The organism is Pseudomonas monteilii (assembly GCA_001534745.1).
Taxonomy (GTDB): domain Bacteria; phylum Pseudomonadota; class Gammaproteobacteria; order Pseudomonadales; family Pseudomonadaceae; genus Aquipseudomonas; species Aquipseudomonas alabamensis.
In genome coordinates, this window is sequence record CP013997.1 from 922123 (window position 1) to 946849 (window position 24727).

Annotated in this window: 24 protein-coding genes; 12 read left to right on the forward strand and 12 right to left on the reverse strand. The window is 66.1% G+C overall.

The features are described from left to right. Window positions 1–12 precede the first annotated feature (12 nt). From APT63_04185 to APT63_04205, 5 genes are all read left to right on the forward strand, one after another. Window positions 13–696: an XRE family transcriptional regulator gene (locus tag APT63_04185; protein AMA44877.1), complete on the forward strand. Its 684-nt coding sequence runs from the start codon at window positions 13–15 to the stop codon at window positions 694–696. Continuing rightward, window positions 686–2014 (forward strand): histidine kinase, encoded by a 1329-nt coding sequence (locus APT63_04190; protein AMA44878.1) that lies wholly within the window; start codon window positions 686–688, stop codon window positions 2012–2014. Before APT63_04185 ends, APT63_04190 begins: the two co-directional genes overlap by 11 nt. A 103-nt stretch (window positions 2015–2117) precedes the next feature. Next, the gene (locus APT63_04195) at window positions 2118–2798 is read left to right on the forward strand and encodes an SAM-dependent methyltransferase (GenBank protein AMA44879.1); all 681 of its coding nucleotides are present in this window, start codon (window positions 2118–2120) and stop codon (window positions 2796–2798) included. A 5-nt stretch (window positions 2799–2803) separates the two neighbouring features. Then, window positions 2804–3502 carry an InaA protein gene (locus APT63_04200; protein AMA44880.1) on the forward strand — a complete coding sequence of 233 codons (699 nt, stop codon included), beginning with the start codon at window positions 2804–2806 and terminating at the stop codon, window positions 3500–3502. Beyond that, window positions 3502–3717 carry a hypothetical protein gene (locus APT63_04205; GenBank protein AMA44881.1) on the forward strand — a complete coding sequence of 72 codons (216 nt, stop codon included), beginning with the start codon at window positions 3502–3504 and terminating at the stop codon, window positions 3715–3717. Before APT63_04200 ends, APT63_04205 begins: the two co-directional genes overlap by 1 nt. Before the next feature lie 59 nt (window positions 3718–3776). Here APT63_04205 and APT63_04210 read toward each other — a convergent pair whose 3' ends face one another. The 7 genes from APT63_04210 to APT63_04240 form a co-directional block, all read right to left on the reverse strand. Further along, window positions 3777–4874, reverse strand: coding sequence for a hypothetical protein (locus APT63_04210; protein ID AMA44882.1), 1098 nt, complete (start codon window positions 4872–4874; stop codon window positions 3777–3779). Between the two features lie 2 nt (window positions 4875–4876). Then, window positions 4877–5941: an imelysin gene (locus tag APT63_04215; GenBank protein ID AMA44883.1), complete on the reverse strand. Its 1065-nt coding sequence runs from the start codon at window positions 5939–5941 to the stop codon at window positions 4877–4879. A 17-nt stretch (window positions 5942–5958) separates the two neighbouring features. Continuing rightward, window positions 5959–7386: a thiol oxidoreductase gene (locus APT63_04220; GenBank protein ID AMA44884.1), complete on the reverse strand. Its 1428-nt coding sequence runs from the start codon at window positions 7384–7386 to the stop codon at window positions 5959–5961. Between the two features lie 173 nt (window positions 7387–7559). Next, window positions 7560–8894 carry a peptidase gene (locus tag APT63_04225; GenBank protein ID AMA44885.1) on the reverse strand — a complete coding sequence of 445 codons (1335 nt, stop codon included), beginning with the start codon at window positions 8892–8894 and terminating at the stop codon, window positions 7560–7562. A 161-nt stretch (window positions 8895–9055) separates the two neighbouring features. Beyond that, the gene (locus APT63_04230; protein ID AMA44886.1) at window positions 9056–11107 is read right to left on the reverse strand and encodes a diguanylate cyclase; all 2052 of its coding nucleotides are present in this window, start codon (window positions 11105–11107) and stop codon (window positions 9056–9058) included. Between the two features lie 308 nt (window positions 11108–11415). Next, window positions 11416–12012 carry a superoxide dismutase gene (locus tag APT63_04235; protein AMA44887.1) on the reverse strand — a complete coding sequence of 199 codons (597 nt, stop codon included), beginning with the start codon at window positions 12010–12012 and terminating at the stop codon, window positions 11416–11418. 251 nt (window positions 12013–12263) lie between these two features. Next, window positions 12264–12863: a lysine transporter LysE gene (locus APT63_04240; protein AMA44888.1), complete on the reverse strand. Its 600-nt coding sequence runs from the start codon at window positions 12861–12863 to the stop codon at window positions 12264–12266. 126 nt (window positions 12864–12989) lie between these two features. On the opposite strand from APT63_04240, the gene APT63_04245 reads away from it, so the two are divergent. The 3 genes from APT63_04245 to APT63_04255 all read left to right on the forward strand — a co-directional run bounded on the left by APT63_04245 (window position 12990) and on the right by APT63_04255 (window position 15812). After that, window positions 12990–13880 carry a LysR family transcriptional regulator gene (locus APT63_04245; protein AMA44889.1) on the forward strand — a complete coding sequence of 297 codons (891 nt, stop codon included), beginning with the start codon at window positions 12990–12992 and terminating at the stop codon, window positions 13878–13880. 49 nt (window positions 13881–13929) lie between these two features. After that, window positions 13930–14922: a 3-beta hydroxysteroid dehydrogenase gene (locus APT63_04250; GenBank protein ID AMA44890.1), complete on the forward strand. Its 993-nt coding sequence runs from the start codon at window positions 13930–13932 to the stop codon at window positions 14920–14922. Between the two features lie 71 nt (window positions 14923–14993). Then, a complete protein-coding gene (locus tag APT63_04255; protein ID AMA47788.1) occupies window positions 14994–15812 on the forward strand; it encodes an ATPase in 819 nt (272 codons plus the stop codon). A 33-nt stretch (window positions 15813–15845) separates the two neighbouring features. On the opposite strand, the gene APT63_04260 is transcribed toward APT63_04255, so the two are convergent. Continuing rightward, window positions 15846–16895 carry an alkene reductase gene (locus tag APT63_04260; GenBank protein AMA44891.1) on the reverse strand — a complete coding sequence of 350 codons (1050 nt, stop codon included), beginning with the start codon at window positions 16893–16895 and terminating at the stop codon, window positions 15846–15848. 118 nt (window positions 16896–17013) lie between these two features. Between APT63_04260 and APT63_04265 the strand changes: the two genes are divergently transcribed. Beyond that, window positions 17014–17646, forward strand: a complete 633-nt coding sequence (locus APT63_04265; GenBank protein AMA44892.1) for an ACP phosphodiesterase — start codon at window positions 17014–17016, stop codon at window positions 17644–17646. 323 nt (window positions 17647–17969) lie between these two features. On the opposite strand, the gene APT63_04270 is transcribed toward APT63_04265, so the two are convergent. Then, window positions 17970–18767, reverse strand: coding sequence for a glycerol acyltransferase (locus APT63_04270; protein ID AMA44893.1), 798 nt, complete (start codon window positions 18765–18767; stop codon window positions 17970–17972). Further along, a complete protein-coding gene (locus APT63_04275) occupies window positions 18767–19522 on the reverse strand; it encodes a hemolysin (protein AMA44894.1) in 756 nt (251 codons plus the stop codon). Before APT63_04275 ends, APT63_04270 begins: the two co-directional genes overlap by 1 nt. A gap of 221 nt (window positions 19523–19743) precedes the next feature. Between APT63_04275 and APT63_04280 the strand changes: the two genes are divergently transcribed. Both APT63_04280 and APT63_04285 read left to right on the forward strand, forming a co-directional pair. Beyond that, the gene (locus APT63_04280) at window positions 19744–20325 is read left to right on the forward strand and encodes a hypothetical protein (protein ID AMA44895.1); all 582 of its coding nucleotides are present in this window, start codon (window positions 19744–19746) and stop codon (window positions 20323–20325) included. Between the two features lies 1 nt (window position 20326). Next, window positions 20327–21487, forward strand: coding sequence for a cardiolipin synthase B (locus APT63_04285; protein ID AMA44896.1), 1161 nt, complete (start codon window positions 20327–20329; stop codon window positions 21485–21487). 6 nt (window positions 21488–21493) lie between these two features. Here APT63_04285 and APT63_04290 read toward each other — a convergent pair whose 3' ends face one another. Then, window positions 21494–21892: an isopropylmalate/homocitrate/citramalate synthase gene (locus tag APT63_04290; GenBank protein ID AMA44897.1), complete on the reverse strand. Its 399-nt coding sequence runs from the start codon at window positions 21890–21892 to the stop codon at window positions 21494–21496. A gap of 114 nt (window positions 21893–22006) precedes the next feature. On the opposite strand from APT63_04290, the gene APT63_04295 reads away from it, so the two are divergent. Next, window positions 22007–22597 carry a GNAT family acetyltransferase gene (locus APT63_04295; GenBank protein AMA44898.1) on the forward strand — a complete coding sequence of 197 codons (591 nt, stop codon included), beginning with the start codon at window positions 22007–22009 and terminating at the stop codon, window positions 22595–22597. Between the two features lie 470 nt (window positions 22598–23067). On the opposite strand, the gene APT63_04300 is transcribed toward APT63_04295, so the two are convergent. Beyond that, window positions 23068–24591 carry a fumarate hydratase gene (locus APT63_04300; protein ID AMA44899.1) on the reverse strand — a complete coding sequence of 508 codons (1524 nt, stop codon included), beginning with the start codon at window positions 24589–24591 and terminating at the stop codon, window positions 23068–23070. Window positions 24592–24727: the final 136 nt, after the last annotated feature.

Genomic DNA, 24727 nt, shown 5'->3' on the forward strand with positions numbered 1-24727 from the left:
ACAGGAGACCCGATGCGCATCTTATTGGTTGAAGACAACCGCGACATTCTCGCCAACCTGGCCGACTACCTCGGCATGAAGGGTTACACCGTCGACTGCGCCCAGGACGGCCTGTCCGGGCTGCATCTGGCGGCCACGGAGCATTACGACCTGATCGTGCTCGACATCATGCTGCCGGGGATCGACGGCTACACCCTGTGCAAGCGCCTGCGCGAGGATGCACGGCGTGACACGCCGGTGATCATGCTCACCGCCCGCGACCAGCTCGACGACCGCCTGCAGGGCTTCCGTTCCGGTGCCGACGACTACCTGCTCAAGCCCTTCGCGCTGTCGGAGCTGGCCGCGCGCATCGAGGCGGTCCTGCGTCGCGCCCAGGGTGGTGGACGACGTGTACTGCAGGTCGCCGACCTCACCTACGACCTGGACACGCTGGAGGTCAGCCGCGAGGGCCGGCCGCTCAAGCTCAACCCGGTCGGTCTCAAGCTGCTGGCGGTGCTGATGCAGAAGAGCCCGCACGTGCTGCGCCGCGAGGTCCTGGAAGAAACCCTGTGGGGCGACGACTGCCCGGACAGCGACAGCCTGCGCAGCCACGTGCACCAGCTGCGCCAGGTCATCGACAAACCGTTCGACCGCCCGCTGCTGCACACCGTCCATGGCGTCGGCTATCGCCTCGCCGAGGGTCGTGATGGAGTTTAGACAGAGCCTTGCCCAGCGCATCATCATCGCCTTCGCCTTGATGAGCGCCCTGGTCGCCGGCGCCTTCGCCTTCGGCATCGTCGCCACCGTGCACTTGGTCGAGGAACGGCTGATCTCGGCGGTGCTCGGTGGCGACCTGCAGCGGCTGTTGCGCATGGACAGCATCAGCGACTGGAGCCACCGGCCGCGCCCGGACCAGCTGTTCTATTTCAGCGATGGCCGTGACGACTTCGCCTTGCCCAAGGACCTGCATCACCTGACGCCCGGTTTCCACGAAGTGTTCCGCGACCAGCTCTCCTATCACGCCATGGTCGAGATCGTCGACGGCCGCCACTACGTGCTGCTGCAGGACCAGAGCGACTTCGAAGAGCGCGAGCGGGTGCTGTTCGCTGTGGTGGTGGTCGGCTTCGTGCTGAGCCTGGCGCTGGCGACGTTCCTGGGCTGGGTGCTGGCGCGACGGGTCATGGCGCCGGTCATCCGCCTGGCGCGCCAGGTGCGCCACCGCGACCAGCTGCTGGGCCTGGCACCGCCCCTGGCGCCGGACTACGCCGCCGACGAGGTGGGGCAGCTGGCCGTGGCCTTCGACGACACCCTGGGGCGTCTGCGCGATGCACTGACGCGCGAGCGGTTGTTCACCAGCGACGTCAGCCACGAACTGCGCACGCCGCTGATGGTGCTGGCCACCTCCTGTGAACTGCTGCAAGAGAACCCCGCACTGGACAGCCGTGCCCGCAACCAGGTCGAGCGGATCGCCCGGGCCACCGAGGAGATGCGCGAGCTGGTTAAGACTTTCCTGATGCTGGCCAGGGCCCAGCGCGATGAAGGCGCGGTGGCCTCCCGCGCGTCGTTGCGGGAAGTGGCGGACGACCTGATCGGCGTCTGGCGCGACACCATCGAGCAGAAAGGCCTGACCCTGCACTACGAGGGCCGCGCCCATGCCGGTTCGGTGCTCTACAACGCGACCTTCCTGCAATCGGTGATGGGCAACCTGCTGCGCAATGCCGCGCACTACACCGACCATGGCTACATTCGCCTGACCCTGGAAACCGACGGCTTCAGCGTCGAAGACAGTGGCGTGGGCATTCCCGAAGAGCAGCGCGAAGCCATGTTCCGGCCCTTCGTGCGCGGTGACGAGCGCCGGGGGGAAGGGCTGGGCCTGGGGCTGTCGCTGGTCCAGCGGATCTGCGACGACCAGGGCTGGCAGGTGACGCTGACGACGACGTTGCCCCATGGCTGTCGCTTCCAGGTCAGCCTGGCGCCCGGCAAGACTGTGGGCACCGTGCCGGTGACCGTGTCCCCCGAAGATGACCCGTCGTGAACCGTTGGAGCAGCCCGAAAGCACCGACGGTTTTTTCACATCGAGGTGACCGGATGCCAACGTTCGCCTGCTTAAGGTGGCGCACCTTCTCCGGAGATGCGCGATGCACGACCCCATCAAGCTTGAGTTTTCCGAAAAATACGATTGGGAACACGCCCAGACCTACCTGCACAAGCATCAGGACAGCCTGGCCCGCAAGCTCTCGCACCAGCGTGACGAGCAGATGGCCAGGCGCGCCCTGGCCTTGGCAGGCGATCCTGGGCTGGTGCTCGACGTCCCCAGCGGGGCCGGACGCTTCTGGCCGCTGCTGGCCGAGAAGCCCAACCGTGTGATCATTGGCGCCGACTATTCGGCGGCCATGCTGGACACCGCGTGCGCCGCCCAGCCGCCCGAGGTGGTGGCCCGGGTCAAACCGTTGCAGACGTCCGCGTTCGCCCTGGACCTGCCGGACAATGCCGTCGACAGCATCTTCTGCATGCGGTTGTTTCACCATGTAGGCCAGGCCGCACACCGGCGGGCCTTGTTGCAAGAATTCAAGCGCGTCAGTCGCGACAGCGTGATCCTGTCGCTGTGGGTGGATGGCAATTTCAAGGCGTGGCGGCGCAAGCGGCTCGAAGCGCGGCGCCAGGCCGACCGCCAGGACGACCGGTATCAGAACCGCTATGTGCTGCCTGCCAAGGTGGTCGAGGCGGAGTTCGCTGCCGCTGGCTTCGCCATCCAGGAGCGTCTGGACTTTCTGCCGTTCTATGCGATGTGGCGCGTTTATCTATTGAGAAAGAGGTAGTGACGATGGCAGTAGCCCACGGGGCATCCCGACAGTTCGAGTTCTACTGGCAACAGCAGGGCGAATGGGTCGAGGAGCCCAACCAGCGTCGTGGCGGCGAGAGCGGTGTACAGCGCCTGCGCGACGAACAGGGGCAGACGCTGTATGCCAAGCGTCAGATCGGCCATGTGTACCGTACCCTGCTGCACCCGTTCGGGCGCCCCACGGTGCTGCGCGAACTCGACGCCCTGCGCAGTTGCCAGGCCCTGGGCGTGCGGGTGCCGGACATCGTGTTCTGCGGCGTGGAGCGCGACGTCGAACGGCAGTGGCGGGCGCTGTTGGTGAGCAAGGCCCTCGAGGGCTTCGTCGACCTCGATACCTGGCATGCCCAGGGTGCACGTCAGCAATACGAACAGGCCGTGCACGACGCCATGCTCCGGGAGCTGGCCGTGAACCTGGCGCGTCTGCACCAGGGGCACCGGCAACACGGCTGCCTCTACGGCAAGCATGTGTTCGTCCGCGTGACAGGCGAGGGCGCCCAGGCCACGGTGGAGGTGGCGTTGCTGGACCTGGAGAAAAGCCGCACGCGGCTGAGCCGTCAGCGTGCAGCAGGCAACGACCTGCGTCAGCTGAAGCGCCATTCGTCACTCACCGAAGCAGAATGGCAAAAGCTGCTCTACTTTTATCGAGAAGCGTTTGGCAGCGCTATCAAAGGGTTAGGGTAATGAAACTAGAAATAGCACGAGCTTTGTTTCTGGTGGCCGCGTTGGTGGTCACCACGGCAGCCGCCGCGGCCTGGCACGAGCCTCGACCGCAGGTGCTGAGCACACCGCAGTGCCTGGTGCCCCGCGAAGCCAAGGTCCACATCGCCGCCGAGCCGGATCAGGACCTGCTGCTGTTCTTGTTCGGCATGCGCCAGGGATTGCGCGCCGGGGGCTAGCCCCTGGCCCTCGGCAGGACAGACGGGACCTGGGCAGGCCCCGTGTTCACTGCCCGCCGTTAGACCAGATGCAGGTGGTTGTCCCAGAAGCCCGATGGCATCTGCAGGGGCTGGCCGATCGGTGCCGGTGTACGGCAATCGTAGTAACGGCACCGGCCTTGCCCCGAGGTCACCACGAACCCGTCCTTCACCGCCCCCACCCCGGCGCAGTCCGGCATGGGTGCATCCAGGCGTACCTGGCCATCGTCCAGGCCCCAGACGAACAACCGATTGGCACGCGGTGCGGTCAGCGCCACCAGGCGCAGCTCGTCATGGATGGCCACGCTGGCGGTGTACTGCGCCATCGAACGCAGTTGCGTCTCCGCCACCGGGAACGGCTGGAACGGCTGGCCCGGACGCTTGATCGCCAGCAGCTCGGCGGTCTCGTCGGCATCGCCCATGAACTGCTGGCAGGCCACGATGGTGCCGTCGCCGCCGATCGCCAGGTGGCGAACGCTGTTCATGGGTTGCGACAAGGTCTCCTTGCTGATCAGGCTGCCGTCGCGCCGCATCAGCACCAGGCTGGGCTCCATCGCGTCGAGGTTCATCTCCACACGGCTTTCCGCTTCGGTGCGAATGCCGCCATTGGCCACGACCAGCGTTTCGCCATCTGGCAACCAGGACACTTCATGGGGCCCGATGCCGTGGGTCGACAGCTCGCCCGTGTGGACCAGGCGCTCACCGTCGAACCGGTACACCCCCAGCACGCCGCGACCTGGATCGGACGTGTCGTTTTCGGTGGTGTACAACCACTCGCCGTCGCGATGAATCACCGCATGCCCGTAGAAGTGCCGGTTCGGCCGAGACGTGAGGGTTTGCAGCAGGCGTCCGTCACGCACATCGATCAGGTAGCTCTCGGTGCCGGGGCGACGGGCGACGAACAACGCCACCGGCAGCCTCGGGTGATCGATGATGGCGTGGCAGCGCTGTCCCACCTCGGTAGCGAACACCTGGCGGCCATCGAGTCGGTAGGCGACCGCATAATGCCTGCCGTCGGCATCGTCGCGCGCCGACAGCAGGAGCTGACCGGCAGTCGTGTCACGGCGCAGCGTCCAGCCACGCAATTTCAGGACGTCGAGCAAAGTACTACCGAACCGCTTGGCCTGGTCTCGCAGCATGATCAGTCACCGTCGTTGGCGTTGAAGCCCAGTTGGATGTTCAACGCCTTGGCCAGCTCGCCTTCATGCAGGCGGTGGACGACGTTGAGGCTGTCGTAGATCTGGTCGAGCGTTTGCTTGCCGGCATCGTCGGCCAGCAGCTCGCCCAAGGTTTTCTGATTGTCGGCCAGCAGCTTGAGCGAGGTGGCGTAGGCGTCGTCGATCTTGTCGGCCAGGGCCGCGTGTTCCTTGCCCAGCAGACCGCGCAGACCCTTGTTGTCGACACCCACCCACAAGGCTTGCGCCGCCTTCAGGCTGGCTTCGAGGCTCTTCATCGATGCATGGCTGCGCCAGGCCTCGGCCTGCAGCGGCTGGACGAAGCCCTTGCTCTGGCGGCCCATCGGCGCGCCGAGTTTCTTCTTCAGGGTGTCGAGGGCGGTGACCTGGGCGCGCAGCACGTCGGCGATCGCCTCATGGGAATCGGCGTAGCGCTGGTTGGGGAATTTGGTCATCTGCGAGAGCATGCCGTCGGTGGTGTTCCAGCCTTTGAGGATCTCTTCGGCCAGCGCCTTCTGGTGCTCGCCGATGGCGACCAGCAACGGGCAGTAGCGGGCCTTCTGTTCGGCGGAGGCGATGTCCGGCTTGCTGTCGAAGAGGATGTACTCGTAGGCCGACAGGCCGCGCACCACGACGCTGGATTTGCCCAGGGTCTGGGCGTCGACGGGCTTGTCGCCGTTGACCAGCTGCTCGACCTGGCGACCGACCAGGTTCTTCTTGTCCGGCCAGAACTGCACCTGCCAGGCGCGGTTGCCCTCGGCCAGGGGGCCGACCAGCAGCGGCTGCAGCTCGGCCCAGGCCTTCTGCGCGGCCAGGAAGTCGCCACGTGCCGCGTCCAGGGTTTCCTTGCCTTCGCAGAAGGCCAGGGCGCTGGCGGCCAGTTGCCGGTCGGCTTCGACCCAACGGCTGTAGGTCGGCAGGATCACCTGCTTGGCGATGGCCGCCGAGGTCACGGCTTGCGGGTCCTGCGGTGCGCAGGCGCCCAGGGCGAGTGCGGCGAGGCTGGTGAACAACAGTTTGGGTCGGAACATGCCCGGGTCCTTTGCGCTTAGAGTGAGTTCAGAAAAGCCAGCAGCGCGGCACGCTGCTCGGCGTCGAAAGTCAGTACGTGGTCACGGGCCGCCTGCGCTTCGCCGCCGTGCCAGAGCACTGCTTCGAGCAGGTTGCGGGCACGCCCGTCGTGCAGCAGTTGCGTGTGACCGCTCACCGCCTGGGTCAGGCCGACGCCCCACAGCGGTGGCGTGCGCCAGTGCTGGCCGCTCGCCTCAAACTCGCTGCGGCCGTCCGCCAGCCCCGGGCCCATGTCGTGCAGCAGCAGGTCACTGTAGGGGTGGATGACCTGGTTGGCCAGTTCGGGCTCGACGCCGTCGGCCGCCGTGGTGAAGGTGGGGGTGTGGCAGGCCTGGCAGCCGGCTTCGTGGAACAGGCGTTTGCCGGCCAGCACCCGGGGCGCATCGACATCGCGGCGTGCCGGGACGGCAAGGTTGCGTGTATAGAACGTCACCAGGCGCAGGATGTTGTCGCTGACCTCCTGCTCGCCATCGGCGCCGTTGCCATTGGGGGCATGTTGGCAGTCGACCTGGGCCGGAGTGCAGTCGTCATGGGGCAGCAGGGTCGTGGTCAGCCCCATATCACCCGCGAACGCATGGGCGTTCTGCTGATTGACGTTGGGTTGCCCGGCCTTCCAACCAAAGCGCCCCAGGACTGTCTCCTGTCGCGCCTGGTCCCAGACCTGATTCGGGCGCCCGCGGATACCATCGCCATCGCGGTCGTCGGGGTCGGCATGGGCCAGGATCGCCGCTTCAGGGATGGCTTCGAGCAGGCCGAGCCCGATCATTGGCGGCGCGACCCGTGCCGACAGGCGCGTATCAGGGTGCATCGGGCCGTAACCCAACTGGGTGATGCGCACATGGGGCCGGCGCAGCTCGACCGTGTAGCCGTCCGCAAAGCTGACCGGCTCGGCGCTGTAGTCGACCCGCACCTTGCCCTCCGGCGCGACACCGGGTACGGCCATGTCCTGCAGTTGCGTGCCGTAGGTGGGCTCGGGAACGACGCCGAGGCGCTCGATTTCCCGAAGGTAGGCGGGCTGGTCGGGGATCGACAGGCGCACCAGCATCGACACGGCATTGCGCGCGCCGGGCTCCGGTGGATGGCCCCGGCCGTCGCGCACATGGCAGTTCTGGCAGGCATTGGTGTTGAACAGCGGGCCCAGGCCGTCGCGCGCGGTGGTGGTGGAAGGGGCGATCACCCAGGGGCTGCGAAAGAAGCTGTTGCCGACGCTGAAGTCCAGCCGGCGCTCCGGGGTCAGGTTGGCCGAGGGCAGGGAAAACGCCTGGCGATCCTGTCGCTGCACGGTCGTGGCGCCGCCCGACAAGGCTTCGCCTGGCTCGGCCTGGGTGAAACGCGGCGCGTCATCACAGGCGGTCAGCGCACAGAGCAGCAGCAAGGGCGAGAGACGGATCAGCGGCGAGGACATCGACAATCCTGGAGGGCTCGAGCGAAAAACAGGGGGTGCAAGCTTAGCAGGCTGGCGAGGTATGAATAAGAGGGATTTGCGTTTGCCGGATGAAATCGACGTTAGTCAGGTGCCCGCCGCGGGGGAGGGGGCGGCCTGAGGCGCCGTCGACGACGCCCCAGGCCGGCGGCCGATCAGAACTCGTGATCAGCGGTATCCGGGCTCAGGTTGGAGATGCCCAGCTTGCCTGCCGCCTGCTCGATGGTGCCGGTCTGCTTGACCAGCGCCGCGATGGCGTCACGTACGATCTGGTTGCCCGCCGCGTTGTCCGGCGCGATCAGCTGGTCGTAGTGCTCGCCTTTGAGCGCGTGGTCGACCATGACCTGGATCTTCGCTTCGGTGGCTGCCAGGTCGGCCTTGAGTGCCGTGTCGGTGGCCGGGTCGGCCTTGGCCACCAGCGACGACAGGCTCGGACCGGTCAGCTGGGTGCCGTCGGCACGGGTGTACTCGCCCAGGTAGATGTTGCGGATGCCTTTGGCGTCGTAGAAGTGTGCGAAGTGGGTGTAGTCGCTGAAGCAGTCCTGCTCGTCTTCCGGCGAGTTGGCCTCCAGGGACACCTTCATGCGCTCGCCGGCCAGCTCGCCCAGCGACAGGCTGCCCATGCCGAACAGCATCTTGCGCAGGCCATCGTTGACCGACTCGCCTTCCAGCGTGGCGCGGTAGTTGTCGGTGACGTTCGGCGCCCAGTTGGCGACCATTTCTTCCAGGTCGCTGACCAGCAGGTCGGTGACCGCCTTGAGGTAGGCGCGGCGACGATCGTTGTGGCCGCCCGTGGCGCCTTCGCCTTCCAGGTAGTCGGACGCAGGGCGATTGCCGGCCCCTGGACCGGTGCCGTTGAGGTCCTGGCCCCAGAGCAGGAATTCGATGGCGTGGTAGCCCGTGGCGACGTTGGCTTCCGAACCGGCCAGTTCGTTGAGGCTGGCGAGTTTCTCGGGCGTGATGTCCTTGACGTCGACCTTCTCTTCACCCACCTGAATCTCGGTGTTGGCGATGATGTTGGCGCTGGCGGCCGGGTTGCCCAGGGCATGTTCGTAGCTGCTGTCGACGTAGTCGATCAGGCCTTCGTCCAGAGGCCAGGCGTTCACCTGGCCTTCCCAGTCGTCGATGATGGTGTTGCCGAAGCGGAAGGCCTCGGTTTGCAGGTAAGGAATGCGTGCGGCGATCCAGGCGTCCCGGGCGGCCTTGAGGGTCTGGTCGTCCGGCTTGGCCAGGAACGCGTCGACCGCGCTTTGCAGGGCCTTGGCGGTGCTCAGCGAATCGCCATAGATGACGTAGGCCAGTTCGGCGTAGTGCTTGACCACGGCCTTGCCGGCCGCTTCATCGACAGCGCCCGGGGCCGCAGCAGGGGCGCTGGCGGCAGCGGGTGCCTGAGCATTCGGCGCGGCAGTCTTGTCATCCTTCTCGCCGCACCCGGCGAGGGCGATGGCGATGGCCAACAGGCTGGCGGAGGCCAGGGGCATACGGATCATGGTCGGTGTTTCCTGCGTCAAGGGAATGGGACTGGGTGCCAGCGGCACGCGAAACCGGCACATAATGCGAAAGATTTGCATTTTATGTAAAGGGGTTGGCGCAAATCTCGAAGGTGAGGGTCGTTACAGGGCGCGTCGTCGATCCAGGCCCGGCGCCGGCATCAGATCGCCGAGACCTGCGCCAACTGGGTGTGTCGGATGAAGTGCGTCAACTCCCGCGCTGGCAGGGGCTTGCTGTAGTGGTAGCCCTGACCCTCGTGGCAGCCCTGGGCAATGATGTAGGCCTCCTGCTCGGCGGTCTCCACGCCCTCGGCGATCACCTGCATGCCCAGGCTCTTGCCCAGCTGGATGATCGCCCGCACGATGGTCGCATCGTCGTCGTCGTCCATCAGGTCCTGGACGAAGCTCTTGTCGATCTTGATCTTGTCCAGGGGCAGTGACTTCAGGTAGCTGAGGGACGAGTAGCCGGTGCCGAAGTCGTCGATGGCGATCAGCGCCCCGGAGCGGCGCAGGCTCAGCAGGTGCTGCGCCGCCGTGCTGATGTCCTCCATCAGGCTGGTCTCGGTGACTTCCAGTTCCAGGCTGCCGGGCGGCAGTCGATAGACCTGCAGCAGGTTGTTGACCACCCGCGGCAGTTCGTTGTGGTGCAGCTGGACGGTCGACAGGTTGACCGCCATGCGCAGCTCGCCGAAGCCTTGATCGTGCCACTCGCGCAACTGCCGGCAGGCCTGATCGAGAATCCATTCGCCGATGGCGACGATGCAGCCATTCTGTTCGGCCAGCGGGATGAACTGGTCGGGCGGGACCAGCCCCAGGCGTGGATGCTGCCAGCGCAGCAAGGCCTCGACCCCGACCACACGCTTGTCGCGGTAGCTGATCTGCGGTTGGTAGACCAGGTAGAACTGGTCGTGCGCCAGGGCTTCGCGCAGGTCTTTTTCCAGCTCGCGTCGGCGACGGATCTCGCTGTCCACGCTGGCGACGTAGAACTGGTAGCGGTTGCGCGAGCGCGCCTTGGCCAGGGTCATGGTCTGTTCGGCTTTCTGCAGCAGTTTCTCGGTGCTGTCACCGTCTTCCGGGAACAGGGTGATGCCGATGGTGGCGCGCAGACGAATCCGTTGCTGGTCGATGAAGAAGGGCGCCTCCAGGTCGTCGAGAATGGTCTGCGCCAGTTCGGCAGCCTCGTAGGGTTGCTCGATGTTGGCCTGGACCAGGGCGAACTGGTCGCCGCCCAGCCGCGCCAATGCACCCAGCCGGCCGCTGTGGGCGCGCAGGCGATCGGCCAGGGCCAGCAGCAACTGATCGCCGGCCTGGTAGTTGAACTGTTCGTTGATGCCCTTGAAGTCGTCGAGCCCGAAGCACAGCACCGCCACGCGCCGCTGCAAACGTCCGGCGTCGTCCAGGATCATGTCCAGTTGCTGTTGCAGTTGCTGACGATTGGGCAGGCCAGTGAGGAAATCGTACTGGGCCATGCGCTGCAGGCTGCTTTCGGCCTCGTGACGCAGGTGCGTGTTGCGCTCGATGGAGGCCAGCAACTGGTTGGCCGTGTCGACCCACAGGCCCAGCTCGTTCTTCTCGTTGCCCTTGAGCGGTGGGATCTGGTACTGGCTGGGGCGATCGGGGTTGATGTGCGTCAGGTGTTCGATGATCTTCGACAGCGGCTTGGTCAGCAGCCAGTGGTACACCAGGTACAGGACCAGACCCATGGCCAGTGCACGCAGCACGCCGGACACGAAGATGATCACCGCGTTGACCAGAAAGCCCTCGCCGTAGCTGGCGGTGTCCAGGGTGATGTTCAGGTCGCCATAGTATTCGCTGTAGGCACCACGGCCCACCAGTTGCGTGGTGAAGCTGCGCTCGCTGCCCAGGATCGGATCGGTGAGCCAGCGCGTGGGTGTTTCCTTCATCGGCCGGACCTTGTCCGCCAGCATGGTTTCGTTGGGGTGGCCGATCGAGGCCATGCGCACCGACTCGTCCTGGAACAGGCCTTCCATCACCTGCATGCCCATTTCCCGGTCCAGACTGTAGACCGCCTGGGTCGAGGGGTCGCGGAACATGTCGAGAATACGCTGGCCATCGGTGGCCACGGCCTGACGCGTCTTGTAGGCATCGAAGACGATTTGCGCGCAGCTGAGGACGACGCCTACCGCCAGCGCCGACAGCAACACGACCCTCAGCAGCTTGACCGACAAGCTGTTCTTGAATTCCAGCTTCAACGGAGGTGTCCTTCATCCATGCGCGTGACGGCATACTGCCATTAAAGTGGCTCGCGCACTATCCACCGATGGCTGCTTGGGCAGCGAGGTTCGTGTCGTGGGGCGCGGCGTCGTCCTGAGGACGTTATCGACCGCTGTCCGGCGCAGCATGAGCGCGTCATCGCGTCCACGGATTGATGTTAGCGTGCCATACGCGCGCGGCAAGTTGTCCCAGCGCACTTTGGAATGAAAAAAGCCCGGCGGTTGCCGCGACGACGTTCGGGATCGAACGGCATCACGGCACGCGCCGGGCTCAGGAAACGTCGGGATCAGGCGGTGAAGGGCGTGCCTTCGAACTGCTCGGCGACGAAGTCCCAGTTCACCAGGTTCCAGAACGCTTCGACGTACTTCGGACGTACGTTGCGGTAGTCGATGTAGTAGGCGTGCTCCCAGACATCGCAGGTCAACAGCGGGGTGTCGCCATTGGTCAGCGGGTTGCCGGCACCGATGGTGCTGGCCAGGGCCAGGGAACCGTCGGCCTTCTTCACCAGCCAGCCCCAGCCGGAACCGAAGGTGCCGATGGAGGTCTTGCTGAACTCTTCCTTGAATTTCTCGAAGGAACCGAACGCCTGAGTGATGGCCTCGGCCAGCGCACCGGTCGGCTCGCCGCCGCCGTTGGGCGACAGGCAGTTCCAGTAGAAGGTGTGGTTCCAGACCTGCGCGGCGTTGTTGAACACACCACCCGAAGAGGTCTTGACGATCTCTTCCAGGCTCTTGCCTTCGAATTCGGTACCTGGGATCAGGTTGTTCAGGTTCACGACGTAGGTGTTGTGGTGCTTGTCGTGGTGATACTCCAGGGTTTCCTTGGAGATGTGCGGCTGCAGGGCATCGTGGGCGTACGGCAGCGGCGGCAATTCAAAAGCCATGGTCGTTCTCCTGTTCAGGTCTGTTTGCGAGGGGACGCAAGGCCGATCACGGGCGGCCTTCAACGCGTCGGCGAGTTTGTACTCTTTGCGACGCGGGGCCGGATCATAGCATTTGGGGAGCAACAAGCTGCAAGCCGCAAGCTGCAAGCCAGAGCGTCAGCGTTGCCTCAACATCCTGCCAACGCCTGACGAGCCGCACTACCGTCAGCTTGAAGCTTGAAGCTTGAAGCTTGAAGCTCGAAGCTTGCCGCTCACCCCACCACCAACTGCACCGCCACCGCGAACATCATGACCGCGACCATGAGATCGACCAGGCGCCAGGTGGTCGGGCGGGCCAGCCAAGGGGCCAGCCAGGCGGCGGCCAGGGCCAGGGTGAAGAACCACACCAGCGACGCGCTGGCGGCGCCGGCCACGTAGGCGCCTGGCACGGGCTGCTGGGCACCGAGCGAGCCGATCAGCAGGACGGTGTCGATGTACACATGCGGGTTGAGCAGGGTCACCGCCAGGGCGCTGAGCAACACCGCCCGACGCGAACGCAGCCCCAGCCCCTGTTGCTGCTCGAGGCTCTGCCGGCTGCAGGCGCGCAGCAGTGCCTTGCTGCCGTACCACACCAGGAACGCCGCACCGCCCCAGCGAGCCACGGCCAGCAACGTCGGGCTGTCGGCCAGTACCGTGGCCAGGCCGAAGACGCCGGCGCTCACCAGCAGCGCATCGCACACCACACACAGTGCGGCCACCGGCAGATGGTGTTCGCGGCGCAGGCTCTGGGCCAGCACGAACGCATTCTGGGTGCCGATGGCCATGATCAGGCCGAGGGAGACCAACAGCCCGTTGAGATAACTTTGCCACATGAGAGAAACGCTCCCCTGGCGCTGGTCCTGATGGACAGCGCGATTTGTCGAGATGGATGCGAGCATTCTGGCGGCAGACGCGGTATAAGAAAAACAAATAACGCTGATCTGGCATTAGAGAAAACGATGTTCGACTACAAGTTGCTGGCCGCCCTGGCGGCGGTCATCGAGCAGGGCGGGTTCGAGCGTGCCGCGCAGGTGCTGGGGCTGTCGCAGTCGGCCGTGTCACAGCGGGTCAAGCTGCTCGAGGCGCGTGTCGGGCAGCCGGTACTGGTGCGGGCGACGCCACCCCAGCCCACCGACGTGGGCCGTCAACTGCTCAACCATGTCCAACAGGTGCGATTGCTGGAACGCGACCTGCAGCGCCAAGTCCCGGCGCTGGATGCCGAGGGCATGCCGGAACGGATGCGCATCGCCCTCAACGCCGACAGCCTGGCGACCTGGTGGGCAGGCGCGGTCGGGCCCTTCTGCGCTGCCCAGTCTCTGTTGCTGGAGCTGGTGGTCGAAGACCAGGACGTGGGGTTGCGACGCATGAAGGCCGGCGAAGTCGCCGCCTGTCTGTGTGGCAGCGAACGGCCTGTGGCCGGTGCACGCTGCCTGCCGCTGGGCGCCATGCGCTACCGGGCGGTGGCGAGCCCGGCCTTCATGACACGCCACTTCCCAAGCGGGTTCGACAAGGCACGGCTGAGCCGATTGCCGGCCATCGTGTTCGGGCCGGACGACTTTCTTCAGCACCGCTACCTGGCCTCGCTGGGCCTGGAAGGCGGGTTCGTCCACCACCTGTGCCCCTCGGCCGAAGGCTTTCTGCGCATGACCGAAGCGGGCCTGGGCTGGGGCATGGTGCCCGAATGCCAGATCCTGGCTCATCTGGAGACGGGCCAATTGGTGGAGATCTGCCCGGACACCCCCATCGACGTGCCGTTGTACTGGCATCATTGGCGCAATGGCGGGATGCTGCTCGGCCAACTGACCGAACACCTGCGACAGGCGGCGGCGCACTGGCTGGTGCCGTTGTAGGCCCGGCGGGCGTCTGTTGCATCTGGAATCTGGCAAGGCGAGGTCAAACATGCGAATTCTGGTCACCGGTGCGAGTGGCTTCATAGGCGGTCGCTTCGCCCGCTTCGCGCTCGAGCAGGGCCTCGATGTCCGCGTCAACGGCCGGCGTGCCGAGGGGGTCGAGCACCTGGTCAAGCGCGGTGCGCACTTCATGCCGGGCGACCTGGGCGATGCACGCCTGGCACGGCGCGTGTGCCAGGGCGTCGATGTCGTGGTGCACTGCGCGGGCATGCAGGGGCAATGGGGCGGTTATCAGGCACTTCATCACGCCAATGTGGTGACCACCGAGAACATCGTCGAAGGCAGCCTCAAGGAACATGTCCGGCGCCTGGTGTATGTCTCGTCTTCAGCGGTATACGGCACCGGTCAGCATCGCATCGAGATCCCCGAAGAGCCGATGCCGCGTCGTCTGCGCGGGCCCCAGGCGCTGACCCGGTTCCTCGCCGAGCAGAAGGTCTTCGGGGCCCAGGAGTTCGGCCTCGAGACGCTGGCCGTGCGCCCCCATCGGGTGACGGGGGCTGGTGATGCCGGGTTCTTCCCGCACCTGATGCAGCGCCATCGCAAGCGCCGCCTGGCGATCATCGGCAATGGCCTGAACCGCGTCGATTTCACCAGCGTGCACAACCTCAACGAGGCGTTGCTGGCCGCGGTCTTCGCCGAGGAGCAGGCGCTGGGCCAGGTCTACAACCTCAGCAACGGCCAGCCGCTGCCGCTGTGGGACGTGGTCAACTACGTCATGCGCCAGATGGGGATGCCGCCGGTGACGCGTTACTGCGATCCTGGGCTGGCCTATGGTCTTGGCGCCCTGAGCGAAGTCGCCTGCCGCGCCTGGCCAGGACGTCCACAACCCAGCCAATCGCGTCACGAGGTGCAGGCGTTGAGCCAGGATTTCACCCTGGACATCAGCCAGGCACGCCAGCGGCTCGATTACCGTCCCCAGGTCAGCCTGTGGGCGGCCCTGGATGAATTCTGCACCTGGTGGAAGGGGCAGGGCGGCCAGTAGACGCGCTGCCGAACACCGTCCTGGACGGTATACTGGCCCTTCTTTTGGTGGCCCCTGCGGTGAAGCTTCAGATGCGTAACGATACCCACGACGATCCCGATGATGTTCCCGCGCTGCATGTCGGCGCCCGTGACGACGCCCCGTTGCGCGCTGCCCATGGCCATCCGCGCCCGCCGCGAACGGCCAGCACCGGGCCGCTGTGGGCGCTGCTGGGCGCGGCGTGCATCGCCCTGGCCGGGCTGGGCTGGTGGAGCGCCCAGCAGATCGCCCTGCTCGAGCAGCAACTGGTCGCCACCCAGGAAAGCTTCGCACGCATCAGCGAGGACGCAGCGGGGCGGTTGAACGTCATCAGTGGTCGTGTCGAGGCCCGCGACTCCAGTGTCAGCACCGACACCGAAGCCCTGAAGCTGCAGATCCGCCAGCTGCAGACCGCGCTGGCCGAGCAAGGCAAGCAGCAAGCCGGGGTGGCAGGCCAGGCCGGTGATCTGGACAAGCGCCTGGAACAGGTGCTGGCCGAATCTCAGCGTCAGCAGACTGCCTTGGGCGAGGCGCAGGCGCGCATGCAGGCGCAGGTGGAGTCGATCACCACCGACCTGGCCGCGCTCAAGGCGGCTCAGGTCGATGGACGTGCCGTGGAAGACGGGCTCAAGCGCCTGGACGGCGAGCTGGCTGCGCTGAAGAAGCAGGGCGACCCGACGACGGCACTCAACGATCTGCAGCAGGACATGCTGGTGCTCAAGGCGCAGCTGGAGAACCGTCCGGCCGCGAGCGCGACCGGGGGCGCTTCGGTGCAGGAGTTCGATGCCTTCCGCACCCAGGTCAGCCGTAACCTCAATACCCTGCAGAGCCAGGTGCAGAACCTGCAGCAGCAGATCAATGCCGGACGCTAGCGCACGGCATCGACCTGTACAGGCGGGGTCGTCTCAGCGCCGGGGGTAATCGGTGTAGCCCACCGGCCCCTGGCCGTAGAACGTCTCGGAGTGAGCCGGGTTGAGCGGCGCGTCGGCGGCCAGGCGTTCGGGCAGGTCCGGGTTGGCGATGAAGGGTACGCCGAACGCCACTGCATCGGCGCGACCCTCGGCCAGCGCCGCCGTGGCACTGGCCTTGTCGAAGCCTTCGTTGGCGATGTAAGTGCCGCCGAAGGCGTGCTTGAGCTGCGGCCCCAGGCTGTCGTCAGCCACGTGTTCACGGGCGCACAGGAAGGCCAGGCCACGTTTGCCCAGCTCGCGGGCGACGTAGGTGAAGGTCTCGGCCCGGTTGGCGTCGCCCATGTCATGGGCGTCGGCACGGGGTGCCAGGTGCATGCCGACCCGCTGCGCGCCCCATACGCCGATCACCGCATCGGTGACCTCCAGCATCAACCGCGCACGGTTTTCCAGGCTGCCGCCGTAGCGGTCGTCGCGCTGGTTGGTGCTGCTCTGCAGGAACTGATCGAGCAGGTACCCGTTGGCACCGTGGATTTCCACGCCATCGAAACCGGCCGCCTTGGCATGCTCGGCGCCGACCCGGAAGGCCTCGACGATCTCGGCGATCTCCTCGGTCGCCAGGGCGCGGGGCGTCGGGTAGTCGGTGATCGGACGTACCAGGCTGACATGACCTTCGGGTTTGACGGCGCTGGGCGCGACCGGTGCCTGGCCGTCGAGGTAGCGCGGGTGCGAGATGCGACCCACGTGCCAGAGTTGCAGGAAGATCCGTCCGCCGGCGGCATGCACTGCCTCGGTCACCTGGCGCCAGCCCTGGACCTGTGCCTGACTCCAGATGCCCGGCGTGTCCGGATAGCCGACGCCCATCGGCGTCACCGAGGTCGCTTCGCTGAGGATCAGCCCGGCGCTGGCGCGCTGCGTGTAGTACTCGGCCATCAGGGCGTTCGGCACACGGCCTTCGCTGGCGCGGCAGCGGGTCAGGGGTGCCATGATGATACGGTTGGGCAGGGGCAGGTCGCCCAGGGTGATCGGATCGAACAGCGTCGTCATCGGTTGACCTCGGGTCAGGGCGCGCCAGGGCGCAGGTCCTGCATTCGAGACGGTGCGCAGGCGAGGGTTCAGTGCAGCGCATCACGGCAGGCGCGTCGTCGGTGCTAGACTCGCACGGATGAACTACCTGGCACATTTGCATCTGGGCGGCGACCAGCCGTCGCAGCTCCTGGGCAGCCTGTACGGCGACTTCGTCAAAGGCCCGCTGGAGGGCCGCTTCGCGCCTGCGCTCGAGGCGGCCATACGCCTGCATCGGCGCATCGACAGCCATACCGACAGCCATCCCCAGGTGCTGGCGGCACTGGCGCGCTTTCCCACGACGCGCCGTCGCTATGCCGGCATCGTCCTGGACGTGTTTTTCGACCATTGCCTGGCGCGGGAATGGTCCACCTATGCCCAGCCCCCACTCGCGGCGTTCACCGGCCGGTTCTATCGCATCCTGCTGGCGCAGCCGGACCTGCCTGGACGGTTGGCGCAGATCGCCCCGTCCATGGCGGCGGACGATTGGCTGGGCGCATATGCCGAGTTCGACACGCTCGCGTTGGTGTTTCGCGGTATCGGGCGGCGTCTGTCGCGGCCAGAGGCCCTGGCGGGCGTGATGGATGAGCTGGAGCCGCTGTACGAAGTTCTGCTCGACGATTTCCGGGCGTTCTATCCGCAGTTGCAACGGTTCGCACAGGAGGAGCAGGTGCGAATCGTGCAGGAGATCGACGCCAGAACGGCGCGTGAAGGGCGCGCGTTCATGGAGTGAAGTGTTTTGAGTGTACGGACCTTGCGGGCCCTTCGAGGACGGGCTTGCCCATGATGCAGGCGGTGTCGGATCGGACGCCATCGCGGGCAAGCCCGCTCCCACAAGCTGCTTGCGCAGCTATGCCTATACCTACAATCGGCTCGCGCAGCCATGCCTATACCGACAGGCTGCCGAGATCTGGGTGGGAGCTGGCTTGCCAGCGATAGGGCCCTGTCAGGCGCCGCCTGCATTGCAGGCAAGCCCCCCAAAAAAGCTTGTGATAGCCGGCCTCAATGCGATGTGATGAGCCGTAAGCAGACCTTGCCGAGGCCGCAGAAACCTCTTCAAGGCACCGTCAAAGCGGATCCGCGCGCAGCCTGGGCCTGTTCATCCTCACTCGGCCTGCGCAAGGCCGCTTTGATCGCCTGCTGCGCTTCGCGTGCCAATGCCGTGCGCTCCCGCCCCAGACTCACCAGCGGTTCCAGCACGTGAACCTGCACCGTCCCTGGCGGATGGGCCAGCAACCTCAGCACGTGCGACAGCAGGTCGTCGTCGCCCGTGAAGGGCGCCAGCGTATCGCGCCTTCCGTCACGCACGTAGGCGATGGCCACCGGCTGCACCGGCAAGCCCGCCTCGATCGCTCCACCCAGCAGGCGCCCATGGAACGTACGCAGCGCCTGGCCGTCGCTGGTCGTGCCTTCAGGAAAGACCAGCACCGGGCATCCCCCTTGCAAGCGGCTCGCGATCCGCTGGCGCAGGCGCGTCCCCTCATGACCCCCGCGGCGGATGAACAGCGTCCCGGCCCGGTGCGCCAGCCAGCCGGCCAACGGCCAGTGGCGGACTTCCTGTTTGGACAGGAACGACAGCGGGACGAGCGTGCCAAGCACGGGGATATCGGTCCATGACACGTGGTTGCTGACCCAGAGCATGGGCCGCGTCGGCAGTCGGCCGCTGACCTGGACCTGAAACGGCAATGCCGCCATCAGCCGCCCCATGAACAGGCGCGTCCAGCGCTGCCGCCGTCGCAGCGAGACCCGCAGGCCCAGCCGTTCGCCCACCACCACGGCGCAGGCCAGCGCCACGCCCAGGCCCAGTGCCGGAAGCAGTCGACAGGCGCGCAATGCCACTCGCCAGCGCCACATCAGACCGCGGCCTTGAAATGGCGTGCATAGCGTGGACACAGCTGATCCCGCTTGAGCAGGATGAACACGTCGGCCACCTGGAAGTCCTCGTCCCAGCAGGGCTCCCCGCACACCTTGGCGCCCAGGCGCAGGTAGGCCTTGAGCAAGGGCGGCAGTTCGGCGATGACGTTGGCTGGCACCTCGCTCATCGGCAGCGGCGTGCGCGGCTCGGCACGCAGGTGCTCATGGCACAGGTGGCGCTCGCGCAGGCGCTGCATGATCGCCTGGGCCTGCACGCCGCCGTCCTGCAGAGAGATGCTGGCGCAGCCCATCAGGTAGCGGTAGCCACCCTCGTTGAGCACCTCGGCCAGTTCGGCCCAGAGCAGGGCGATGGTGCCGCCGGTGCGGTAGGCCGGATCCACGCACGTGCGGCCCAGTTCGAGAATCGGCCCTTGCAGGTGCTCCAGCCCTTGCAGGCAGAACTCCTGCTCGCTGTAGAAGCGTCCAAGCCGGCAGGCCGCGCGGTGGTCCAGCAGGCGGGTGGTGGCGACCAGCCGGCCGCTGGCGGTGTCGCGCACACCCAGGTGCTGGCAGTGGACGTCGTAGGCATCCTGATCCAGCCCAGGCTCCGCGCCCTTGAAGGTTGCCTTGAAGTCGCGACTGAACACCTCGAAGCGCAGTGCCTGGGCCTCGCGCAAGGCGGCCCCGCCAGTCAGGCGCTCGGCCCGCAGGCGTGGCAGGGGAGGGTTACCAATCGAGCGAGCGGTCCGGGTCATGGGCGTCTCCGTGAGCCTGTCAGAAGGGGCCGCGTAGTCGAACCAGGCGGCACCGCCAGACTAGAAAGCCCGGGTGTCAGGCCCGTGACGCCCGGGTGATGCTTGCGTGACAAGGGGACAGGCTGCTTCGGCGTGCGGCGGCCCACGATGAGGCGCCGTGGATGCTTGCCGGGAACCCGACGGCTCGTTAATGTTCACAGCCTCTTTCCGAAGGGTTTCCCATGCTCAAGCTGTCACGTGTCCTGCTTGCCCTGTTGTGTGCCTCGAGCGTGCCGGCCCAGGCCGACTGGCACCTGGACGGCGAGTCGTCGCGGCTGTCGTTCATCGCCAGCCAGAATGGCGACACCTCATGGGTGCATCGCTTCCTGGTGCTGCACGGCAAGGTCGACGACGCCGGTGCCGCCCAGCTGCGTATCGAGGCCGACTCGGTGTTCAGCGGGGTGCCCCTGCGCGATGAGCGTATCCGTGACCACCTGCTGGAGGCCAAGCAGCACCCCGACGTCACGGTGCAAGCGAAGATCGACCTGCAGCCCATCCAGGACTTGGCCAACGGTGCCCAGGTCGAGCTGCGTCTGCCGCTGACCGTCACCGTGCGCGGGCGTCAGCACCGTTACGAGGCGCCTCTGTTGGCCACCCGTCTGGACCAGCGACGCTTTCAGGTGGTAACCCTTGAGCCTGTGTTGCTGCATGCCGAGGACTTCGGCCTGGTGCCTGGGCTGGACGCCCTGCGCAAGCTGGCCGACATCCGCTCCATCAGCCCGTCGGTACCGGTCAACGCGGTACTGATCTTCAACGCCCGCTGACATGGCCGGGCCGGTCTTCCCCTGGCGTGACGGCAACCAGTTCGAGCTGCTGGTCGATGGGCCGACGTTCTTTCCGGAGATGATCCTGGCGATCGTGCGCGCCGAGTACCAGGTCGACCTGGAACTGTACCTGGTCGAGGCGGGTGCCTGCGCCGAGGCCATGGTCGATGCCTTGGAGACGGCCGCCCGACGTGGCGTGCGCGTGCGTTGCCTGTTCGATGGGTACGGGTCGCTGGCGTTCTCCCCGAGCCTGCGCCAGCGCCTGCGCAAGGCCGGCGTCGAGCTGCGCCTGTACAACCCGTTGAACTGGCGCCGTGGCGTGCGCAACCTGTATCGCGACCACCGCAAGCTGTTGCTGGTCGACCAGCGCTGGGCCGTCGTGGGCGGCACCGGGGTCACCGACGAGTTCTGGCGGCCGAGCGAGCCGACCAGCGACTGGCATGAAGTCATGGTGCGTCTGGAAGGCCCCGTGGTCAGCGACTGGCAGGTGCTGTTCGACCGTCAGTGGCATGCCAACGAAGGCCGCACCGCCTGGCGGCCTCCGGAAGGGTTCGAGGGCCTGGCGCGTCTGCCCCGGCAGCCCGCCGAGGGGCAGGGGTTGGGTCGCGTGGCCTACGCCGATGCCCGCCAGCACCGCGACATCCTGCGCGCGTTGGTGCGGGCGCTGAGTACCGGCGAGCGGCGTATCTGGCTGGCCACGCCGTATTTCCTGCCCACCTGGAGCGTGCGTCGCTCGCTGCGCCGCGCCGCTCAACGTGGCGTCGATGTACGCCTGCTGCTGACCGGCCCGCGCACCGACCACCCAGCCGTACGCTATGCCGGCCATCGCTACTACCCTCGGCTGCTGCGCGCCGGGGTGAAGATCTTCGAGTATCAGCCGTGCTTCCTGCACCTGAAGATGGTGCTGGTGGATCAGTGGGTCAGCGTCGGCTCCTGCAACTTCGACCACTGGAACCTGCGCTTCAACCTCGAGGCCAACATCGAAAGCTTGGACCCGGTGCTGACCGGCCAGGTGGTGGCCAGCTTCGAGCGGGACTTCGCCCAGAGCCAGGAGGTCGACCTGGCCAGCTGGCGCGCGCGCCCCCTATGGCGACGAGCCAAGCAGCGGCTGTGGGGGTGGCTCGACCGGCTGGTGGCCAACCTGTTCGACCGTCGCAGCTAGGCGCGATCAGGCCACCTGCTCGAGCCAGTCGTTGAGGTTGAAGTACGTGCTCACCCGGGCGATCTTGCCGAAATGGACGTAGAAGAAGGCGCCGGCCGGCAGCACGTAGGTTTGGCCATGGGCGGCGGGCAGGCCGTCGTCACTGGCCAGGTACTCGCCATGGACGACGAATTCGGCGGCGGCGCGGTCGCCTTCGACGTTCTGCATCACCACCAGGTCGGTCAGGCGCTCGCGGTAGCAGCGGTTCCTCGTGTCCACGAAAGCGGCGAACGCCCGCTTGCCCATCTGCCGCTCGCCCTGGTTGATGTCGTGCACGACGTCCTCGCTGAGCACGGCGAGAAGCCCTGCGCTGTCACCGGCGTTGAGGGCGGTGTAGTAAGCCTGGACGAGTTCCGTAGCGGTCATGGCAAAGTTCCTGTCGTGTACGGGAAAGGGAAGGGCGAGGGGTGGATGATAGGGTCTCCCTTCGAGCCCGGCTTAGCCGAGTGCGCCATTCACATCGGAAAACGACTACTTCCCATGGAAATCCGCCTGCTGCATGGCGCCGCGACCGCGCCCTACATCGATGACCTCGCTCGCCTGCGCCTGACGGTACTGCGCGAGTTTCCCTACCTCTATGAGGGGACTGCGGCGCACGAGGCCGACTACCTGGCCCCCTATGCCCACTCCGACCGCAGCTTGCTGGTGCTGGCGCTCGATGAGGGACGCGTGGTGGGCGCCTCCACCGGTCTGCCGCTGGCCGACCAGGCCGAGGCGTTCCAGCAACCCTTCCTCGAACAGGGGCGTGACCCGGCTGCGGTCTATTACTTCGGGGGGGCACTGGTGCTGCCCGACTACCGCAACCAAGGCCTGGGCGTGCGCTTCTTCATCGAGCGCGAGTCCTATGCCCACAAACTGGGCGGGTTCGAATGCTGCGCCTTCTACGCGGTCGAGCGTCCGGCCGGGCATCCGTTGCGGCCGGTCGACTACAAGCCGCTACAGGGCTTCTGGCGCAACCGGGGCTTTCTTCACGAGCCGTCGCTGCGTACTCGCCATGCCTGGCGCGACCTCGATGAGGCGGATGCCTCGGACAAGATCATGTCGTTCTGGCTCAAGGCGCTGCCGGCCTGATTCGGCCAAGACATGTCTTCACGCTACTGAATCGTTGCTGAGCAGAGCAGGCATGCTGTTCGTCGGTGAATGCAAGGTCGGCGGCCGGTACCACCCGTAGCGTGACTTCAATGTGTTGGCGACCATTGTCATAGACGCGGTCACTGCGGGATATGAGAAACAGACCGGCTTCATCCAGTCCATGTGTGGCAAGTAGAAAGTATCGAAGCATGTGGCATACGTGCCGCTTCCTCTGTATTGACGAGGAAAGCGTACAGGCCGATCAAAAGGGCTCGATATGCAAGTACGTCTAGGTACAAGACGCTGGCCGTGAAGGCAAACGCTGTTTGAAACGCCGCGCAATATGATTCGTCACCGGCAAGTTCGCTAGATCCTGACGTGCAGGAAATTCAAAGCACGCGGGCGCAAGCAGTCTCCAATCAAACGAACGCCCGGCATTTGCCGGGCGCCGTAGGAACCTGTGCAACCGCTTATTTGACTTCGACCGCCAGACTTTGCGCGATCTTGCCCTGCCACAGCGCAGGCCCGGTGATGTGCACCGACTCCCCGTTGCTGTCGACCGCCACGGTCACCGGCATGTCCTTGACCTCGAACTCGTAGATCGCTTCCATGCCCAGTTCGGCGAAGGCCAGCACTTTGGACTTGCGAATGGCCTGGGCCACCAGGTAGGCGGCGCCGCCGACGGCCATCAGGTACACGGCCTTGTTGTCCTTGATCGCCTCGATGGCGGTCGGGCCACGCTCGGACTTGCCGATCATGCCCAGAAGACCGGTCTGCTCGAGGATCTGGCGGGTGAACTTGTCCATCCGCGTGGCGGTGGTCGGGCCGGCTGGGCCGACCACTTCGTCACCGACCGGGTCGACGGGGCCGACGTAGTAGATGAAGCGGCCTTTCAGATCGACCGGCAGCGTTTCGCCACGGTTGAGCATCTCCACCATGCGCTTGTGCGCGGCATCGCGGCCGGTGAGCATCTTGCCGTTGAGCAGGATGGTCTCGCCCGGTTTCCAGCTGGCGACTTCTTCCGGGGTGATCGCATCGAGGTCGACGCGGCGGGCGCTGGGGCCGGCTTCCCAGACGATCTCCGGGTAGGCGTCGAGCGAGGGTGCTTCCAGCTCGGCCGGGCCGGAACCGTCGAGCACGAAGTGCGCATGGCGGGTGGCGGCGCAGTTGGGGATCATGCACACCGGCAGGGAGGCGGCGTGGGTCGGGTAGTCCATGATCTTGACATCGAGCACGGTGGTCAGGCCGCCCAGGCCCTGGGCGCCGATGCCCAGCTGGTTGACCTTCTCGAACAGCTCCAGACGGATCTCTTCGAGGCGGTTCTGCGGGCCGCGGGCCTTGAGCTCATGGATGTCGATGGACTCCATCAGCACTTCCTTGGCCATCACCGCGGCTTTCTCGGCGGTGCCGCCGATGCCGATGCCGAGCATGCCCGGCGGGCACCAGCCGGCGCCCATGGTCGGTACGGTCTTGAGCACCCAGTCGACGATCGAGTCGGACGGGTTGAGCATGGCCATCTTCGACTTGTTCTCGGAGCCGCCGCCCTTGGCCGCGACGTCCACTTCGACCTTGTCACCCGGAACGATGGAGTAGTGGATGACGGCCGGGGTGTTGTCCTTGGTGTTCTTGCGAGCACCGGCCGGGTCGGCCAGGATCGAGGCGCGCAGGACGTTTTCCGGCAGGTTGTAGGCGCGGCGCACGCCTTCGTTGATCATATCGTCGACGCTCAGGGTCGCGCCGTCCCAGCGCACGTCCATGCCCACGCGCACGAAGACCGTGACGATGCCGGTGTCCTGGCAGATCGGACGGTGGCCGGTGGCGCACATGCGCGAGTTGATCAGGATCTGGGCGATGGAGTCGCGCGCGGCGGGCGACTCTTCACGCAGGTAGGCCTCGTGCATCGCCTGGATGAAATCGACGGGGTGGTAGTACGAGATGAATTGCAGGGCGTCGGCGACGCTCTGAATCAGGTCGTCTTGCTTGATCACGGTCATGCAGCGCGCTCCTCTGGATCCGGGAACATTCGTGGAGGCCTCGCGCTGGCGCGGGGCCACGACGCAAAACCTGGCAAGGCGCGCCGGCAGGTCAGGCCGACGCGAAAAAAGGCGCGGCAGTATAGCGCGCATCCCG